Origin of the sequence: Mesorhizobium sp. ESP-6-2, from assembly GCF_020164675.1 — a bacterium.
GTDB lineage: Bacteria > Pseudomonadota > Alphaproteobacteria > Rhizobiales > Rhizobiaceae > Mesorhizobium.
Window position 1 is genome coordinate 287,525 of the sequence record NZ_JAIUGT010000007.1, and the last position, 18,107, is coordinate 305,631.

An 18,107-nucleotide genomic window follows, 5' to 3' on the forward strand; every position below is an offset into this window, starting at 1 on the left:
TTAATGCATGTCGCCCAAAAATGGAAACCGGTTTTGGGCGACGACAGGGCACCAACAAAGAGATGATGCAGTTATTGGCCCGGTGAAGCGCGTTGCAAAAGCGAGCCCAGCCGATTTGACCGGTCCGACAGCTTGCGCGGCCTTGATGTCGGGCTGCTAGGAGAAGATAAAGACTATGGCGACAAAGGAAAAGGAAGAGGTCGAGACCGAACGCGAAGGCGCCACCGATGGCCCTCTGCTCGACCTTTCCGATGATGCTGTCAAGAAGATGATCAAGGCCGCCAAGAAGCGCGGCTATGTCACCATGGACGAGCTGAATTCGGTGCTGCCCTCCGAGGAAGTGACCTCCGAGCAGATCGAGGACACGATGGCGATGCTGTCCGACATGGGCATCAACGTCGTCGAGGACGACGAGCAGGGCGAAGAGGCCGAGGCCGGCGACACCGCGGCGGATGCCGAGGAAGACGCCAACGAACTGGCCGAGCAGACCGGCACCGCCGTCGCCGCCACAACCACGAAGAAAGAGCCGACCGACCGCACCGACGATCCGGTGCGCATGTACCTGCGCGAAATGGGTTCGGTCGAGTTGTTGTCGCGCGAGGGCGAAATCGCCATCGCCAAGCGCATCGAGGCCGGCCGCGAGACGATGATCGCGGGCCTGTGCGAAAGCCCGCTAACCTTCCAGGCCATCATCATCTGGCGCGACGAACTCAACGAATCCAAGATCCTGCTGCGCGAGATCATCGACCTCGAAGCCACCTATGCCGGCCCCGAGGCCAAGCAGGCGCCGGTGGTGGAGCGCGTCGAGGAAGCGCCCAAGGTCGAGGAAAAGCCGCGCCGCGGACGCGACGATGAAGACGACATCACCAATGTCGGCGCTGACACGCGCGGCATCGGGGATGACGACGAGGAGGACGAGGACGAGGCCAGCCTGTCGCTGGCGGCAATGGAAGCCGAGCTGCGCCCGCAGGTCATGGAAACGCTCGACGTCATCGCCGACACCTACAAGAAGCTGCGCAAGCTGCAGGATCAGCAGGTCGAGAACCGGCTGGCCGCGGCCGGCACGCTGTCGCCCAGCCAGGACCGCCGCTTGAAGGAGCTGAAGGACCAGCTCATCAAGGCGGTGAAGTCGCTGTCGCTCAACACGGCGCGTATCGAGGCGCTGGTCGAGCAGCTTTACGACATCAACAAGCGCCTGGTGCAGAACGAGGGCAAGCTATTGCGTCTCGCCGAAAGCTATGGCGTGCGCCGCGAGGAGTTCCTGAAGGAATATCAGGGCTCCGAGCTCGACCCGAACTGGACGCGCTCGATCGCCAATCTGACCTCGCGCGGCTGGAAGGAGTTCACCAAGAACGAGAAGGACGCGATCAGGGATCTGCGCGCCGAGATCCAGAATCTGGCTACGGAAACGGCCATCTCGATCCTGGAATTCCGCAAGATCGTCAACCAGGTGCAGAAGGGCGAGCGCGAAGCGGCGATCGCCAAGAAGGAAATGGTCGAGGCCAATCTGCGCCTCGTCATCTCCATCGCCAAGAAGTACACCAATCGCGGCCTGCAGTTCCTCGACCTGATCCAGGAAGGCAATATCGGCCTGATGAAGGCCGTCGACAAATTCGAGTATCGCCGCGGCTACAAGTTCTCGACCTACGCGACATGGTGGATCAGGCAGGCGATCACGCGTTCGATCGCCGACCAGGCGCGCACCATCCGCATTCCGGTGCACATGATCGAGACGATCAACAAGATAGTACGTACCTCGCGCCAGATGCTGCACGAGATCGGCCGCGAGCCGACGCCGGAGGAACTGGCCGAGAAGCTCGCAATGCCACTCGAAAAAGTGCGAAAGGTGCTGAAGATCGCCAAGGAGCCGATCTCGCTCGAAACGCCGGTCGGCGACGAGGAGGATTCGCATCTGGGCGACTTCATCGAGGACAAGATGGCGATCCTGCCGATCGACGCGGCGATCCAGGCCAATCTGCGCGAGACCACCACGCGCGTGCTCGCCTCGCTGACACCGCGTGAGGAGCGTGTGCTGCGTATGCGCTTCGGCATCGGCATGAACACCGACCATACGCTCGAGGAAGTCGGCCAGCAGTTCTCGGTCACCCGCGAGCGTATCCGCCAGATCGAAGCCAAGGCGTTGCGCAAGCTCAAGCACCCGAGCCGCTCGCGCAAGCTGCGCAGTTTCCTCGACAGCTGAGATCTGCCAATCCTATTGACGAAAAAAGGGCGCCATCGGCGCCCTTTTTCTTTGGCGGTGTTCGCCCTTGCGGCCCATGCCCTTGGGGAGGATAATTTCGGGTCGGATGCATTTCTGGGCGACAACCCCGGAAGCCAAGCCCTGGCCGAGGCCGTGTCGACAAGCCCACGGCCTGCGTGCCGTGCTCCGTGGCCCCGGAGGGAGGTGTGCCATGACGACTTACATCGTGCTGATGAACTGGACCGATCAGGGCGCCAAGAACGTGCGCGACTCGCCCAAGCGTCTCGACGCCGCCAGGAAGCAGCTGGGCGAGATGGGGGGATCGTTCAAGTCGTTCTACCTGACCATGGGGGAATTCGACATGGTGGCGGTGGTCGAAGCGCCCGACGATGCGGTGCTGGCGCGTTTCGCGCTGATGCTGGCCGCGGGCGGCAACGTCAAGTCACGAACGCTGAAGGCTTTCCCGGAGCTTGCTTACCGCGAGATCATCTCGTCGCTTGAATGATCCAAATCGGCAGGTGTCTGAAGTCGATGACCAGGTGTCGGCTCGACGGCACCTGGCCGTAAGACAGCACGCTTGGCCGTGATAGAATGCGGCCAGGGAGATCGCGATGATCAAAACCTCGATTTTGGCTGTCAGCCTTGCCTTGATGTCATTGATGCCGATCGGTGCCTTATCCGCCCCGCGGAAACAGGTCGGCATGGCCAATCCCGCATCGGTCCATTGCGCACAGATTGGCGGACGCCTGACGATCAGGAAGGACAAGGCCGGCAACCAATATGGGTTTTGCGACCTGCCCAACGGGCGTCTTTGCGAGGAATGGGCACTGTTTCGCGACAACAAATGCGTCGGGCCGAAGGCCGTCATGCGCCGCAAGTGATGAAGGCACACGAGATGCGGTGTGATAGGGTGGGGCATGTCTGATCCGCATTCCCATCTATGGCCCGGCGTACCGCTGGCGCTTGGTTCCGCCGCTTTGTTCGGAGCAGCGCCGCCGCTTGCCAAGCTGCTGCTCGACAGCGTCGATCCTTTCATGCTGGCCGGTCTGCTCTATCTCGGCGCTGGTGTCGGCCTGACCTTGTACCGGATGCTGCGCCGTCCGCGGGCTGACGCCGGCGAGGCACAGCTCCAGCGCAAGGACGTTGCCTGGCTGGCGTTGGCCATTGGCATGGGTGGCGTCGTCGCGCCCGTACTGCTGATGTTCGGCCTGTCGCTTAATGCCGCATCGAGTTCGGCGTTGCTGCTCAATCTCGAAGGGCTGGCAACAATGGCGATCGCCTGGCTCGTCTATCGCGAGAATGTCGACCGGCGCCTGCTTTTCGGTGCCTTCGCCATTCTCGCTGGCGCCGTTTTGCTTTCGTGGCAAGGCAATGGCGTCACTTTCAACCTCGGCGCATTGCTGGTCGCCGGAGCGTGCCTGGCATGGGGGCTGGACAACAATTTCACGCGTCGGATATCGGCCACCGACCCGGTGGTGATCGCCATGCTGAAGGGGCTGGTGGCCGGTGCCGTCAATGTCGGCCTGGCGTTGATCGGCGGCGCCTCGTTTCCCGCCGCGCTGATTGTCGCCTCGGCGGCGGCTGTCGGTTTCTTTGGCATCGGCGTCAGCCTGGTGATGTTTATCCTGGGGCTGCGCCATCTCGGTACGGCGCGCACCGGAGCCTATTATTCGCTGGCGCCGTTCATCGGTGCCTTGCTGGCGATCGTCATGCTCGGCGATCCCATGACGCTGAAGCTGGCGGTCGCCGGATTCCTGATGGGCATCGGGCTCTGGCTGCATTTGTCCGAACGCCACGATCACGCGCATGAGCATGAGGCGATGGAGCATGAGCACAGCCATGTACATGACGAGCACCACCAGCATCATCATGAGGGGCCGGTCACGGAGCCGCATTCGCACGTGCACCGGCATGTGCCGCTGCGCCACAAGCATCCGCACTATCCGGATCTGCACCACCGGCACGATCACGGCTGACACATGTCCAGGCCTGTGCTGACCGTCTGGTACAACACGCGCTGCCCGGTCTGCGATGCCGGCATCGGCAGGCAGAAGCGGCGGCTGGTCGAGGCGGTCAAGGCCGGTCGGATCGAATTTCGTGACATCAACCTGGAGCCGGACGCGCTTGCCCGGCACGGGGCCGCGCTGGAGGACATCCGGCGCCGGCTGCATGCCACCGATGCGGATGGCCGACTGCTGGTCGGCGCCGATGTCGCCGTCGCCGTGTGGCAGGCGACGCCGGGCGAAGGCTGGCTGGCGAGCCTGTTCGGCAACCCGATCGCCTTGCCGCTGACCCGCCTTGCCTATGACCGTTTCGCCGACGTGCTCTATGCCTGGAACCGGCGCAAGGGCCGCTGGTAACAGAAGCTCTCTGCTTAGAGCGAAACGGCCCGGCGGTAAAATCGGCCTGGAGGACGCCGCGTTCAGATACATCGTAAGATATATCTTGACTGTGCCGGCTGAGGCGGCTAATTAAGATATATCGTAAGATAGATCTAAAGGAGCAATCGATGCACAAACAAAATCATTTCGGACATGGCCGTTTCGGCGAACGCATGTTTATGCACATGGCCGGCAAATTTGCCGGCAGAGGGGGCGGCGGCTTTGGCCCGTTCGGCCATGGCAGGGACGGCGGACGCGGCGGCCCGGGCGACATGTTCCGCGCTGGGCGCATGCTGGCTGACGGCGACCTCAAGCTGATCACGCTGTCGCTGCTGGCCGAGGCGCCACGCCATGGCTATGACATCATCAAGGCCTTGGAGGAGCGCACCAGCGGCATATACAGCCCGAGCCCGGGCGTGGTCTACCCGACGCTAACCTTCCTGGAAGAGGCAGGCTATGCCGTGTCCTCGAGCGAAGGCAACAAGAAGGTGTTTTCGATCACCGAGGCCGGGCAGGCACATCTTGCCGACAACCGTGAGATGATCGAGGGCGTGCTAGACCATCTCGAGCGCTTCGGCCGCAAGATGGCCAAGGCGCGCGACTGGTTCGGCTGGAACGACGATAGCGAGGACCGGCGCGGCAGCCGAGGCGGCCGTTCGGAAAAGCGCGACGAATTCCGTGCGCTGCGTCACCGGCTGCGCGCCGCGCTGAGCGACATCGTCGATGCGCCGGCGGACAAGCAGGCCGAGGCGATGAGCATCCTCGAAGACGCCGCCGCGGCGCTCGAAGCGCTGTCGCGCAAATAACCGGCTTCGCTCCAACCGGCACGGCCCTTGCCCGTTCAAGCAAGGAGCGATAGTGAAATTCATCCTGCGCCACACTATGGTGCGGGATGAATGCTGTTGGAGGAAGCTCGATGTCTTTTCTGAAGCGTCTTTTCGGCGGTGGCGGTGATGAAGCGGCCGAGCCAAAGAGCGCCGCACCGGCCAAGCAGGTGGAGCACAAGGGTTTCACGATCAGCGCCACGCCCTACAAGGCCGATGGCCAGTACCAGACCTGCGGCGTCGTCTCCAAGGACGTCGACGGCGTCCTGAAGGAACACAGATTCATCCGCGCCGATCGCTTCGCCGGGTTGGACGACGCCGTCGACATCTCGATTAAGAAGGGCATCCAGCTCGTCGACGAGCAGGGCGAGCGGATGTTCGGGTAGACCGCCGACGAACGGCTCAAGAATTCCAGAGATCCGAGGGCCGGTCCAGATATGGGCCGGCCCTTTCGTTTGCTCCGCTATGCCGGCTGCAACGCTCTGCGCGGCAGTGGCGGGAAGGCGATGGCGATGCCCGCCGCACCCAGCCCGATGAGGGCTGAACCGATGAACAGCCAATGGTAGTTGGCGTAGGCGTCGAACACCATGCCGCCGGCGAGCGGGCCGAGCGCCATGCCGAGGCTGGACAGCATGGTGGCGGCGCCGAACACGGTGCCCAGGATCCGCTGGCCGAAATATTCGCGCGCCAGCACTGCGTATAGGGGCATGACGCCACCATAGGTGGCGCCGAAGATGACGGCCAGCATATAGAACTGGTCGAGCTGACTGATCGAGAGATAGGCGGCGATCACCACAGCCTGGATCAACAAGCCGGCGATCAGCACCGGCTTGACGCCAAGCCTGTCGGCGAGCACGCCATAGAGCAGACGCCCGCCAAGCCCGGCAAGGCCCTCGACGCTGTAGATCGAGACGGCGGCCATGGGTGCCACGCCGCACAGCATGGCATAGCTGACCATGTGGAAAATCGGCCCCGAATGCGCCGCGCAGCAGGCGAAGAAGGTCAGTCCCAGCACGATGAATTGCGGCGAGCGCAGCGCTTGGCCGACGCTCAGGCCGGCGCCCTCGGCAACCGGCGAGGAGCCAGTGTCGGTCACGACAGGCTTCGGTGGCTGGCGCACCAAAAGCACCGCCGGCAGGAGCAGCACCCAAGCCATGATGCCAATGTCGAACATGGCGGTGCGCCATTCATAGGCTGAGATCAGCCAGCGGGCGAAGGGCGAGATCGTCATCGGCGCGACGCCCATGCCGGCCGAGACCAGCGACACGGCAAGGCCGCGATTGGTGTCGAACCAGCCTGTTGTAAGCGCGATCATGGGCGCGAAGAAGGCGCTGGCCGCGAGCCCGACGAGCACGCCAAAGGTGATCTGGAAGATGACAAGCGAGCCCGCGCGGCTGGCCAGCACCAACGCCAGGCCGAGAAGCACCGCGCCGATCGTGACCACGATGCGGGCGCCGAAGCGGTCCGACAGCGCGCCCCAGGCGAAACCGCCAAGGCCCATGACCAGGAAATTGAGCGTCATGGCGCTCGATATGCCGGCGCGTGACCAACCGGTATCGAGCGCCATCGGCTCGAGGAAGATCGCCAGCGAAAACATCGTGCCGATGGCGACACAGGACATCAGCGCGCCGGCCGCGACAATGACCCAACGATAGGAAAGGTTCATGGTTTTCTCCCATGCCGTAAGGCATTTGTTGTGCGGCACGGCCTGACTTGGCCTGCCGCTTGCGTCCGAAGGACGCCGGCGCCGGTGCCAATCCTACAATCCGGTTGCATTTTTTATCCAGTCCGAGATGGAGCCATTTCCCGGCGCCTAGATCGGCAGTTCCGATGTGTATTTGATGGTCTGGCTGGGAACGTCGGTCTTGACGTTCTGCACGCCCCTGATGCGGCTGAGATGTTCCGACTGGAAGCGGCGGTAGTCGTCGATGCCGGCCGCCACCACACGCACCATGGCGTCGCAGTCGCCGAGCATCAGATAACATTCCATCACCTGCGGCAGCTTGGCCACTTCGGTGGCGAAATGCTCGATCGTGTCTTCGTCCTGCGCTTTCAGCCAGATGCGGGTGAAGAAGGTCAGGCCCTTGCCGATGCTGGCCGGGTTGAGCACGGCAACATAGCGGTCGATGATGCCGGCTTCTTCCAGAAGCTTCACGCGCCGTAGGCAAGGCGAGGGTGACAGGCCGACCTCATTGGCAAGATCATTGTTGGCCATGCGGCCATCGCGCTGCAGCGCTCGCAGGATACGCTTGTCGATCTCGTCGAGCTTCATGGCGATGAATTCCATTTTCCTGTCGATATGTAACAGTGAATGCCAAAATCGGGCGAAAGACAACCATCTTCGCAACCAAATTGCGGAGAGGTGTGGTTATATTTGCTGCCGACATCACGAGATTTCCAACGCAGGGCAGGGGCGGCCGTGAGGCCGACCCATGGCAGGACATGAGCATTTCACAGGCAGTCGAAGCAGCCGGCACTGGGTTGGGATCGGAGTTTCGCCGTGGCGTGGCCTCCTGCGCGCCGGTGCTGTTCGGCACCATCCCCTATGCGCTGGTGCTTGGCGCCCAGGCCACGCAGAAGGGGCTCAGCACCGTCGAGCTGTCGCTGCTGACGGGACTGAACTTCGCTGGCGGCTCGGAATTCGCGGCGATCCAACTGTGGACGTCGCCGCCGCATGTCCTGCTCATCGTCGCCATTACCTTCCTGGTCAACAGCCGCCATCTCCTGATGGGGGCGGCACTAGCGCCGTTCCTGCGCGACCTGCCGCGGCGCAAGGTGTTTTCCGCGCTGTTCTTCATGTGCGACGAAAGCTGGGCGCTCGGCCTGGCCGACGCCAAACGGCGCGCCGCCGACGGCGTCGCGCCGGCCTTCAGCCCGCGCTACTATATGGGCGCGGCACTGGCGATGTACCTGACCTGGGTGGCCTTCACCACAATTGGCGCCTTGCTCGGCCCGGTGCTAGGCGACGCCGAGACCTACGGCTTCGACATGGCGTTCGCCGCCGTCTTCCTGGTACTGCTGCGCGGCATGTGGAAGGGCGTTGCCGCTGCGCGGCCGTGGCTGGTCAGTCTGATCATCGCGGCGCTGACCTGCCTTTTCGTTCCCGGCGCCTGGTATGTAGCGGCGGGCGCGCTGGCGGGGCTGGTCTCGGCCTGGCTGTTGTGGAGGGATGAGGCATGATCGACGCGCAGACGCTTCTCACCATCGTGCTGATGGCTGGTGTCACGTACCTCAGCCGCGTCGGCGGCTATGTCGTGCTGCGCAATCAGGTGCTCAGCGCGCGGGCAACTGCGGTGATGGAGGCGGCGCCCGGTTGCGTGCTGATCTCGGTGATCGCGCCGGTCTTCGTATCGAAAAATCCAGCGGATCTTCTGGCCCTGGCCGTCACGCTGATTGCCGCCACGCGATTTTCGATGCTGCCGACCGTGCTGATCGGGGTCGCTTCGGCGGGACTGCTGCGGCACATCATTGGATAGGCCAAAAAGGCAGGCGCGGGCGCCTGCCTTCGATCCAGGCGGCAATCAGAGCTTTACGCGGCTGCCGCGACATCCCGGCTGGCAGCCACCACGGCGTCGACCTTGGCGGTTGCCTTGGCGAGCGCTTCGCTGACTGCGTCAGGACCCTTGGCGACGCCTTCGATGCGGATGACGTCGACGTCGGTCATGCCGATGAAGCCGAGCACCGAGCGCAGATAGGGAACGGCGTGATCGAACTGCACGGCCGCGCCTTCCGAGTAGATGCCGCCGGATGCCAGCACGATATAGACCTTCTTGCCGGTGACGAGGCCTTTCGGGCCGCTCTCGCCGTAAGCAAAGGTTTTGCCGGAACGGGCGACATGGTCGACCCAGGACTTCAGCGTCGAGGAGATGTTGAAGTTGATGAAGCCGGTGGCCAAGATCACCGTGTCGGCGGCGAACAGTTCGTCCAGCACGGCGTCGGAGACCCCGACCACTTCGGCTTGGCGCGGCGTGCGGGATTCAGCCGGCGTGTAGATGCCGGTCGCATAATCGGTGTCGATATGCGGCAGCGGGTTGGCGACAAGGTCGCGCACGACAAGCGTGTTCGTCGGATCGGCGGCGAGCAGCTTCTGAGCTAGTTCGGTGGCGATACGGGTCGAGTGCGAGGCAGCGCCGCGCGGGCTCGACGTGACGAGAAGAATGGACATGACGGGTCTCTCCAGTGGAATTGGGTTGTCCCTCTACATATGGGCTTTCTACCCATCAGATAAACTGGTATATTTTCTATACGATCCATCCATCAATTAGATACAATGATGCAGCCTAACCCGACACTCGACCAGCTTCAGATCCTCGTGGCCGTTGCCGACACCGGAAGTTTTTCCGCCGCCGGCCGCAAGCTCAACCGGGCGCAATCCGTCATCAGCTACGGCATCGCCAATCTCGAGGCGCAACTCGGGCTGAAGCTGTTCGAGCGCGAAGGCACGCGGGAGCCGCAACTGACCGAGATCGGCCGCGCGATGCTGGAAGATGCGCGGCGGATGGTCGGCGTGCTGCAGCGTATCCGCTCGCGCGTCGATGGCCATCATCACGGGCTGGAGGCCGAAGTGGCACTGTCGGTCGATGCGGCGTTGCCTTCACCCGTGCTGGTGCGGGTGCTCAAGGCGTTCGAAGCGCAGTTTCCGACCGTGATGCTGCGTCTGCATATCGGCACGCTCGGCCTTATCCCCGACCATGTTGTCGGTGGCCAGGCCGATCTCGGCATCGGCGGCCTGCTGGGCGATGTCGACGTCCACCTGGTGCGCATAGGCTTCATGTCGATAGTGCTGGCTGCCGCGCCCAGCCACCCGCTGGCGCTGCTACCCAAACCGGTGTCGATCGAGGATGCGCGCGAACACACGCAGCTTGTCGTCACCGACCAGTCCGAGCGCACCAAGGGGCGCGACTATGGTGTCTTCGCGTATCGCACGTGGCGGCTGACGGATGTGCGCACCAAGCACACGCTGATGCGCGACGGGCTGGGCTGGGGCGGGCTGCCGCGCTGGCTGATCGCTGACGATCTGGCCAGCGGCCGGCTGGTGGAACTCGACCTGGAACCGTTCAGCGAGGTGCGCTCGCCGCTCTATGCCATGCACCGCGCCGACCGCAGCCCGAAGCCGGCGGCGGCCTGGCTGATCGAGCAGTTCAAGCGTCAGCTCGGCTGCTTCAACGAGTTCGAGCCGGGCGAAGTGCCGGATGAAGAGCCGGAAATTTCCAACGCGCAGTTTTGATTCAAACTTTTGCCCGGCGGTTACATCAGGCGAGGAGCCTCGGATCAGGCGCGGGACAAGCCATCGATCAGTGCCGTGAGAACGTTGCGGTAGTCTTCGGCCGAACCACCCGCCTCGATGGCAAGTGCCGCGCGGTCGAAGGCGGCGGCGAGCAGGGCGGTCGTGGCTTCGGCCGGAAGCTTCTTCATCGTCCGCGCCCGCATCGCCGCGACCAGCCCTTCGCGCAGCGAACGGTTGCCGTGGCGGTTGTCGATGGCGTCCATTTCGGCGCGGCCGAGCACGGCCGGACCGTCGAGCAGCAGGAGCCGCGTGCGGCCGGGCGCGCGCATGGCGGCAAGATAGGCGTCGGAGCCGGCAATGAGCGCGTCGCGGGCATTGAGCGAAGGCGGCGCGGCGCCTTCGATCTCCCGCGCCACCGCCTCTGCCTCCTGCTCGACGACGGCGCCAAACAGCGCCTGCTTGTCGGAGAAGTGGTGGTAGAGCGCCCCCCGCGTCACGCCGGCCGCGGCGACGATCTCTGGTGTGCCGGTCTCGGCGTAGGATTTTTCGATGAACAGTTTTCGCGCTGCGGCGATCAGATCGGCGCGTGTCGCCTCGGTGCGGTCACGGTTGGAACGGCGCGCTGGTCTCTGTTGCATACATGCAGCCTGTATGTTAATTCAATTTACATGCAGACTGTATGTTGGCTGACGGGAGAAGGAAAGATGAAGACGACGAGCTATTACCCGGTGCTGATGACCGGGGACGTTGCCGGCACAGCGGCATTCTATATCGAGCATTTCGCCTTCCAGCCGCTGTTTACGAGTGACTGGTATGTGCATCTGCAATCGGTGGAGAGCAAGCGCGTCAATCTCGGCATCGTGCAAGGCGACCATGAGACGATCCCGGAAGAGGGACGGGGTCGGAGCTCGGGCCTGCTGATCAACTTCGAAGTCCGTGATCCCGATGCGGTCTATGAGCGGGTCACAGCCGCCGGCCTGCCCATCCTGCGGTCACTGCGCGACGAGCCTTTCGGCCAGCGCCATTTCATCACCAGGGACCCCAACGGCGTCCTGATCGATGTCATCAAGCCTATCCCACCCAGCGAGGAATTCCTGGCGCAGTATGCGCAGGGTGCAGTGAGCGCCTGAGTGGCAACCCTCAACCAGCCCGTGCCACTGGCATCACCGTCACCTGGCTGACACCGGTGCGGCGCACGACCGTGCACCGCGTCTCGCGGCCGATCCGCTCGGCGTCGAGCAAACGTACCAGGTCGTCGACGCCGGTGACCGGTCGGCCGTCTATCGCGGCGACGATATCGCCTTCCGTGAGGCCGGCCTTGGCCGCCGGGCCTTCCTTCTCGACGCCGCGCAGCCGAACCGCAGTCTTGCTCGACACTTGTGACAGAAGGGCCGCGCGACGGGGCAGGTTGACGGTGTCGGCCGACACCCCGATGAAGGCGCGGCGCACGCGACCGAAGCGGATGATCTCCGAAATGACGAAGTTGGCGGTGTTGGAGGCGACGGCAAAGGCAATGCCTTGCGCGCCATGGATCATGGCGGTGTTGACGCCGATCACCTCGCCCGCCGAGGACACCAGCGGCCCGCCGGAATTGCCGGGATTGAGCGCGGCATCGGTCTGGATGACATCGTCGATCAGCCGCCCGGTGGAAGCGCGCATAGAGCGGCCAAGTGCTGAGACGACGCCGGAGGTGACGGTCCATTCGAAGCCGAGCGGGTTGCCGATGGCAATGGCGATCTGGCCGCGCCGCAGCCGCTTGGAATCGCCAAGGGGCGCGACATCGGCAAAGCTGCCGTCGGCGCGCACCAGCGCGATGTCGGTATCGGCGTCGCGGCCGAGCACGCGTCCTTCGCTGGAGGCGCCGTCAGGCATAGACACGCGCACCGTTTTCGCATCGCCGACGACGTGGAAGTTGGTGACGACGAGCCCGTCATGCGCAATGACGAAGCCCGAACCATGCCCGCCCTGACCACCGATACGCTCGATGCGGCAGACGGCCGGGCCGATGCGGTCGACAGCGTCGGCCACCGTCGTCGAATAAGCGTCGAGCAGCGCGTCGTCGGATTGGAATTTGGCGGCAGCGACGGCCATTGGCAGGCTCCATGTTTTCAGGCGCAACGATGACTATATGTGCGGAGCGGCTTCATCCGCCGCGACCTGACCAGATGGCCAGTCGTCCGGCCGACTAGCCGTCAGGCGAGTATCTCCAAGCGCGCTGCCGCGCGATATCTGGGGCATGGATGAACCCAGGAGACCGTTATGAGCGAATTCAATCTAAGTGCCTTTTCGGAAGCCGTTGCCGATCTGGCAGCCAAGGCGGCGCCGGCGACCGCGAGCTTCACCACGCACCATCATCGCACGGCGAGCGCTTTCCACTGGCGCGACGGCTATTTCGTTGCCGCCGAGGAAGCCGTCGAGGCCGGCGAGGAGATCGAGCTGACGCTGGCTTCGGGCGAGACGGTGAAGGCCGATCTTGTCGGCCGCGATCCCTCGACTGGCGTCGCCCTGCTCAAGCCGGCCGGTGCCGTCAATGCTGCGCCGTTGGCCAAGGCGGATGCGGTGCGGCCCGGCAATATTGCCGTCGCCATCGGCAACAGCCGGGGTTCGGCGCTGGCGGTTTCAGGCTCGGTCGGCGAGGTCGGCCCGGCCTGGCGCTCGATGCGCGGCGGCACCATCGACCGGCGCATCAACCTGGCGGTGGGCGCCGGCGGCCGTTTCGAGGGCGGCCCGGTGCTCGATGCCAAGGGCGCGCTTATCGGCATGCTGTTGTTCGGGCCGCGCGGCCGCGCGCTGGTCATGCCTTACGAGACGATCGAGCGAGCGGTCGCCACGCTGCGCGAGAAAGGCCATGTCGCCCGCGGCTATCTCGGCGCCGGTCTGCATCCGATCCGCGACGGCGAGGCCCGCGGCGCCATCGTCATGAGCCTTGACGAGAACGGTCCGGCCAAGGCCGCCGGCCTTTCCCTCGGCGACATCATCGTCGCCTGGAACGGCGAGGCGGTGAGCGGCCCGCGCGAGCTGATCCGCAGACTCGGCCCCGACAGCGCCGGAGCTTCGGTGACGCTCGGTGTCGTGCGCGGCGGAGAACAGCGCGACGTGACGCTGACGATCGGCGAAAAGCCGCTCAGTTGAGAGGATTAATGGACGCGATCGCGACAGGCGAGATAACGCAAAGCGGCACCGGCGAGCGGCAGCTGGTCGTGCTGGTCGCGCTCGGTGATGTCGCGCGCGCCGAGCGCCTGTCCGCGTCGCTTGCCGCGACCGACGATCTGCTGCCGGTGACGCCGGGCAGCAGCGAAGCGGTCGATGTCGCCATCGTCGACGACACCGTCGGCCCCACGGGTGCGGGAACAGGGAAGGGCGACGCCGTTCCCGCCGCGACCGCGCGGGTGCTGTTGTCTTCGCAGGCCGGCCTGGCACGGCCGCAGGGGCAGGTGTTCGCCGTGCTGCCGATGGCGGCGGATGCAATGCTGATTGCGGCCGCCGCCAGGCTGGCGGCGGCTGGCTACCGCGTCTTTGGCGACAGCGGGTCCGTTCCGGGCCGCCGCGACGATTTCCACGGCGGCGATATTGGCGGCGACGGTCTTTTCGACGAGGAGCATCCCGACGAGCATGCCGCCCGCCCGGCGCTGTCGCCGCGAGAAGCGGAAGTGCTGGCGCTGCTGGCCGAAGGCGCGCCCAACAAGGTGATCGCGCGGCGGCTCGACATTTCCGTTCACACGGCGAAGTTCCATGTCGCCGCGATCCTGATCAAATTGGGCGCTGCCAACCGCACCGATGCCATCGCCATTGCGATGCGGCAGGGGCTGGTGCTGGTCTAGGGTGACGTCTCAGCCAGAATTTGACGATCAACGTCAAAGTCAGCGCTCTTATAGCTCCAGGTCATTTACAGCGGCAAGGAACGGACCCTCCGCAGCGTCACCGTCGCCCGCTGCCGCAAGCTCTTGTATCCGGAACCGCCACAGGCAAGGATCGCGCTGCGAGACAATGCAAACGGAGGAAAAATGTCGCTTAAGGGAAAGACGCTGTTCATCTCCGGCGGGTCGCGCGGCATCGGGCTGGCGATCGCTTTGCGCGCCGCGCGCGACGGCGCCAATGTGACGATCGCGGCCAAGACCGCCGAACCGCATCCGAAGCTGCCGGGCACGATCTACACCGCCGCTGAAGAGATCGAGCAAGCCGGCGGCAGGGCGCTGCCGGTTCTGTGCGACATTCGCGAGGAGGCGCAAGTGGCCGAAGCGGTGTCCAAGACGGTCGAAAAATTCGGCGGCATCGATATCTGCGTCAACAATGCCAGCGCCATCCAGCTTACCGGCACGCTGCAAACCGACATGAAGCGTTACGACCTGATGCACCAGATCAACACGCGCGGCACGTTTCTCGTTTCCAAAATGTGCATTCCGCACCTGAAGTTGGCCGGGAACCCTCATATCCTGAATCTGGCGCCGCCGCTCGACATGAAGGCCAAGTGGTTCAAGAACCATGTCGCCTACACAATGGCCAAGTTCGGCATGTCCATGTGCACGCTGGGCATGAGCGCGGAGTTCGCCAAGGACGGCATCGCGGTCAATTCGCTGTGGCCGATCTCGACCATCGATACCGCGGCGGTGCGCAATCTGCTGGGCGGCGCGACGGTGGCCGCGATGAGCCGTTCCCCGGACATCATGGCCGATGCCGCGCATGCAATCTTCATGCGGCCATCGCGCGAAGCGACCGGCAATTTCTACATCGACGAGGAAGTGCTGCGCGCCGAGGGGATCAGTGATTTTTCGGTCTATGCGCCGGGTGCGGCCGGGCCGCTGGCCGGCGATTTTTTTGTCCCGGACGAGGTGTTTGCCAATTCCGACACGAAGATCAGGACGGCTTTCTAAAAGATGTCTCGAGGCGCAATTCCGGATGGAACTCGGTTTTCAGACTTTCCTGGAGCTGCTCTGAGCAAAAAGCCCCGCCGGAGAGGGCCGGCGGGGCTCAGTGCGTCCCGCTGGAGTCGGGACGGGGCAGGGAACGCCCGATCCTGAATCTGGGGTAGGCTACCTCGCGATTCAATGAGTGGGATCTGACGCCAGGACAATTCTTGTTGAACTTGGGCCGTTGCCCGCGATCTCGCCCATCCCGGTTTCGCCGGGATGGGCCTTTTACCGATCTGATTCCAGAAGCCCGCTCAAGCGTCTGGAAATGCAGACATTTGATGGATCATGATCTTTTCCGAAAGCCGGTTTCCAGCTTCCCGACCATGGTCAGTTGTTGCTCGCCACCGGCGCCACCAGCGAGGTGATGCGGCGGATGGCGACACGCCGGTTCTCGCGGTTGGGGCCTGAGGTGTCGACCTTCAGATATTCCTCGCCATAGCCCTGGGTGGTCAGGTTTTCAGGCGGTATGCCGAAGGCGTTGGTCAGCGCTTCGGCCACCGCTTCGGCGCGGCGGTCCGACAGAGCGAGGTTCGCCTCCGGTGTGCCGACAGCGTCGGTGTGGCCTTCGATCAGGAAGGTCTCGGCCGGGTTCTTCTTCAACAGCTTCTCCATGGCCGTGGCGACACCCTCGAGCTTCTGCACCTCGGCATCGGAGATCGAGGAAGAGCCGAATTCGAAGTTCAGCGTGTCAAGATCGATGCGTCGGGCAATGTCGCGCACCCGTGCGGAACGCTTGACCTCGTTGATCGAATAGAGGCGCTGCACCTTCTCCACGGGCGGCTGCTCGAGGAAGGTATAGTAGTCGTCAGGGCTTTCGACCTCTTCGGAATCGAGGATGTAGTCCCGGCGCGGAATGGTCAGCCGCATCGGTGGCAGGTCGTCGCCCGGATCGCGCCAATCGTTATCGTCGTCGTAGCTTCGTTCGTCGACATAGCTCAACACATACTCATGGCCATCGGGCATGATACGCGACCGCTGGATGATGTCGCCGTAGCGGTTGCGGATGGTGACGATCTGCACGCCGTTGTCACGCTCGACCGTTTCGCGCGTGCGGCCTTGCGACAGATCCTCATAGTAGACATCCCTGGCGCCGCGGGTCAGGCGCGGCCGGTCACTGCTCTGAACGTATGTCTGATCGTTGAGCTGGATGATGACGCGATCGCCGATCTCCTTGAGCACGTCGACACCCTTGGGGCGGCGGCGGTCGCGGATGTTCTCGTCCGGTGCGCGCTCGAGGCGTTTGCCCTTCTCCTCGGTAACCGGAACGATTTTTTCCGGTTTGATCTCCTGCTGGGCAGCTCTATCGTCGGTCGGAGGCGGGCCCTGGTCGACGGGAGCGACCGCGGGCTGGCGGCCCTGAGCACCACCCTGCTGGGCGTTTTGCCCGCCATTCTGCTGCTCACCGTTTTGCTGCTCGCCATTCTGGTTGGCGGGGTTCCTGCCGGCCTGGCCGTTCTCGCCGCGGCCGCGACGCCGGGCATCCTTCTGGCTGTCGAGAATGGGGGCAGCGTTCTTGTCGGCGGGCGTCTCGGCCTGCTCGGGGTTTTGCCCCTGGACAGGCGCGGCCCTGCCCGCACTGGGCTGTTCACCCGTGGCCGGCTGCTCGCCCGTTGCAGGCTGCCTGCCGGTTTGCTCCTGTTCGCCATTGGCCGGCTGCTCGCCAGCCGGTTGCCTGCCGTTCTTTTTCCTCTTGTCCTGGGGTTGTTCGCCCTGGGCTGCCGGCCGCTCGCCTGAGGGTGCCGGTTCTGCCTTGGGTGCCTCCGCGGCAGGTGCTTCCTTCGGTGTCGGCACGGCGCTGGGCTCGGCCTGCTGCTCCTGTTTGCGCTTCTTGCGCTGGTTGTCGTTGGCAGGTTCCGTTTGAACCGCCGGCGCCTGCTCGGCCGGTGCCTGTTCGGTCTGCTGTTGCTGGTCGCGCTTCTTCCTGCGCGGTTGCTGTTCCTCGGTGGCGGGTGCTGCCTCACCGGCTGGCGCCTGCTCGGTCTGCTGTTGCTGGTCGCGCTTCTTCCTGCGCGGCTGCTGTTCCTCGACGGCGGGCGCGGCTTCACCGGCGGGCGCCTGTTCGACCTGCTGCTGGTCGCGCTTCTTCCTGCGCGGCTGTTGTTCCTCGGTGGCGGGCGCGGCTTCACCGGCGGGCGCCTGCTCGACCTGCTGCTGGTCGCGCTTCTTCCTGCGTGGCTGCTGTTCCTCGGCGGCTGGCGCGGGCTGCTGTGCGGGCGCCTGTTCGGTCTGCTGTTGTTGCTGATCGCGCTTCTTCTTGCGTGGCAGTTCCTGGTCGCTCTGCTGTGCGTCAGTCTGGGTGTCCTGGGCTAGGACCAGCGGCATTGCGCTGTCTCGCATGGGGCCGAACGCGGCACTTCCCTGAAGCGGGGATGCGCCCAACGGCGCGGATGCCATCAGCAGGCCGAGTGCCGTGCCTGCCAGAATCCGTGGTTGGCGTTTCATCGAAATTTCTCCTTGTGGGGTCCCATCCTTGCCGAAACCGATTTTAACGAAATTGGTTCCGGCAGCTCATGGTTAGGGACCGTACGGGGCGATTGGCCGGCCTTTTGAAGGCAACTTCATGTC

General features: G+C 64.2%; 20 protein-coding genes. 14 read left to right on the plus strand and 6 right to left on the minus strand.

Features of this window, described 5'->3' with window-relative positions; all coding sequences use genetic code 11:
* The first annotated feature begins 175 nt into the window (after nt 1-175).
* The 7 genes from rpoD (at nt 176) to LB532_RS20200 (ending at nt 5,791) form a co-directional block, all read left to right on the plus strand.
* On the plus strand, nt 176-2,200 hold the full coding sequence (gene rpoD, locus LB532_RS20170; RefSeq protein ID WP_140495911.1) for an RNA polymerase sigma factor RpoD: 2,025 nt from the start codon (nt 176-178) through the stop codon (nt 2,198-2,200).
* Nucleotides 2,201-2,411: 211 nt separating this feature from the next.
* Nucleotides 2,412-2,705: a GYD domain-containing protein gene (locus tag LB532_RS20175; protein WP_140639627.1), complete on the plus strand. Its 294-nt coding sequence runs from the start codon at nt 2,412-2,414 to the stop codon at nt 2,703-2,705.
* A gap of 106 nt (nt 2,706-2,811) precedes the next feature.
* Nucleotides 2,812-3,081, plus strand: coding sequence for a DUF333 domain-containing protein (locus tag LB532_RS20180; RefSeq protein WP_140639626.1), 270 nt, complete (start codon nt 2,812-2,814; stop codon nt 3,079-3,081).
* Between the two features lie 36 nt (nt 3,082-3,117).
* The gene (locus LB532_RS20185; protein WP_140639625.1) at nt 3,118-4,176 is read left to right on the plus strand and encodes a DMT family transporter; all 1,059 of its coding nucleotides are present in this window, start codon (nt 3,118-3,120) and stop codon (nt 4,174-4,176) included.
* 3 nt (nt 4,177-4,179) lie between these two features.
* Nucleotides 4,180-4,560 (plus strand): thiol-disulfide oxidoreductase DCC family protein, encoded by a 381-nt coding sequence (locus tag LB532_RS20190; RefSeq protein WP_181169356.1) that lies wholly within the window; start codon nt 4,180-4,182, stop codon nt 4,558-4,560.
* A gap of 149 nt (nt 4,561-4,709) precedes the next feature.
* A complete protein-coding gene (locus tag LB532_RS20195; protein ID WP_140639624.1) occupies nt 4,710-5,387 on the plus strand; it encodes a PadR family transcriptional regulator in 678 nt (225 codons plus the stop codon).
* A gap of 110 nt (nt 5,388-5,497) precedes the next feature.
* Nucleotides 5,498-5,791 (plus strand): HlyU family transcriptional regulator, encoded by a 294-nt coding sequence (locus LB532_RS20200; RefSeq protein ID WP_140495907.1) that lies wholly within the window; start codon nt 5,498-5,500, stop codon nt 5,789-5,791.
* Between the two features lie 77 nt (nt 5,792-5,868).
* On the opposite strand, the gene LB532_RS20205 is transcribed toward LB532_RS20200, so the two are convergent.
* On the minus strand, nt 5,869-7,071 hold the full coding sequence (locus LB532_RS20205; protein WP_140639623.1) for an MFS transporter: 1,203 nt from the start codon (nt 7,069-7,071) through the stop codon (nt 5,869-5,871).
* A 147-nt stretch (nt 7,072-7,218) separates the two neighbouring features.
* Nucleotides 7,219-7,677: an Lrp/AsnC family transcriptional regulator gene (locus LB532_RS20210; RefSeq protein ID WP_140639842.1), complete on the minus strand. Its 459-nt coding sequence runs from the start codon at nt 7,675-7,677 to the stop codon at nt 7,219-7,221.
* Nucleotides 7,678-7,847: 170 nt separating this feature from the next.
* Here LB532_RS20210 and LB532_RS20215 point away from each other — a divergent pair, with 170 nt between their 5' ends.
* Both LB532_RS20215 and LB532_RS20220 read left to right on the plus strand, forming a co-directional pair.
* Nucleotides 7,848-8,585, plus strand: a complete 738-nt coding sequence (locus tag LB532_RS20215; RefSeq protein ID WP_140639622.1) for an AzlC family ABC transporter permease — start codon at nt 7,848-7,850, stop codon at nt 8,583-8,585.
* Nucleotides 8,582-8,881, plus strand: coding sequence for an AzlD family protein (locus LB532_RS20220; RefSeq protein ID WP_140639621.1), 300 nt, complete (start codon nt 8,582-8,584; stop codon nt 8,879-8,881). Before LB532_RS20215 ends, LB532_RS20220 begins: the two co-directional genes overlap by 4 nt.
* 53 nt (nt 8,882-8,934) lie before the next feature.
* On the opposite strand, the gene LB532_RS20225 is transcribed toward LB532_RS20220, so the two are convergent.
* Entirely contained in the window at nt 8,935-9,570 is a 636-nt protein-coding gene (locus LB532_RS20225) for an FMN-dependent NADH-azoreductase (RefSeq protein ID WP_140639620.1), read from the minus strand.
* A 108-nt stretch (nt 9,571-9,678) separates the two neighbouring features.
* On the opposite strand from LB532_RS20225, the gene LB532_RS20230 reads away from it, so the two are divergent.
* Nucleotides 9,679-10,632 carry a LysR family transcriptional regulator gene (locus LB532_RS20230; RefSeq protein WP_140639841.1) on the plus strand — a complete coding sequence of 318 codons (954 nt, stop codon included), beginning with the start codon at nt 9,679-9,681 and terminating at the stop codon, nt 10,630-10,632.
* Nucleotides 10,633-10,676: 44 nt separating this feature from the next.
* Here LB532_RS20230 and LB532_RS20235 read toward each other — a convergent pair whose 3' ends face one another.
* Nucleotides 10,677-11,270, minus strand: coding sequence for a TetR/AcrR family transcriptional regulator (locus LB532_RS20235; protein WP_140639619.1), 594 nt, complete (start codon nt 11,268-11,270; stop codon nt 10,677-10,679).
* A 66-nt stretch (nt 11,271-11,336) separates the two neighbouring features.
* Here LB532_RS20235 and LB532_RS20240 point away from each other — a divergent pair, with 66 nt between their 5' ends.
* Complete coding sequence (locus LB532_RS20240) at nt 11,337-11,762, plus strand: VOC family protein (RefSeq protein WP_140639618.1); 426 nt, start codon at nt 11,337-11,339, stop codon at nt 11,760-11,762.
* Between the two features lie 10 nt (nt 11,763-11,772).
* On the opposite strand, the gene LB532_RS20245 is transcribed toward LB532_RS20240, so the two are convergent.
* On the minus strand, nt 11,773-12,723 hold the full coding sequence (locus tag LB532_RS20245) for a S1C family serine protease (protein ID WP_140639617.1): 951 nt from the start codon (nt 12,721-12,723) through the stop codon (nt 11,773-11,775).
* Between the two features lie 168 nt (nt 12,724-12,891).
* On the opposite strand from LB532_RS20245, the gene LB532_RS20250 reads away from it, so the two are divergent.
* The 3 genes from LB532_RS20250 (at nt 12,892) to LB532_RS20260 (ending at nt 15,503) form a co-directional block, all read left to right on the plus strand.
* On the plus strand, nt 12,892-13,764 hold the full coding sequence (locus LB532_RS20250; RefSeq protein ID WP_140639616.1) for a S1C family serine protease: 873 nt from the start codon (nt 12,892-12,894) through the stop codon (nt 13,762-13,764).
* Between the two features lie 8 nt (nt 13,765-13,772).
* On the plus strand, nt 13,773-14,453 hold the full coding sequence (locus LB532_RS20255; RefSeq protein ID WP_140639615.1) for a helix-turn-helix transcriptional regulator: 681 nt from the start codon (nt 13,773-13,775) through the stop codon (nt 14,451-14,453).
* Nucleotides 14,454-14,636: 183 nt separating this feature from the next.
* The gene (locus tag LB532_RS20260) at nt 14,637-15,503 is read left to right on the plus strand and encodes an SDR family oxidoreductase (RefSeq protein ID WP_140639614.1); all 867 of its coding nucleotides are present in this window, start codon (nt 14,637-14,639) and stop codon (nt 15,501-15,503) included.
* 366 nt (nt 15,504-15,869) lie between these two features.
* Here the strand turns inward: LB532_RS20260 and LB532_RS30210 are convergent, their stop codons facing one another.
* A complete protein-coding gene (locus tag LB532_RS30210; RefSeq protein WP_140639613.1) occupies nt 15,870-17,984 on the minus strand; it encodes an OmpA family protein in 2,115 nt (704 codons plus the stop codon).
* Between the last annotated feature and the right edge of the window lie 123 nt (nt 17,985-18,107).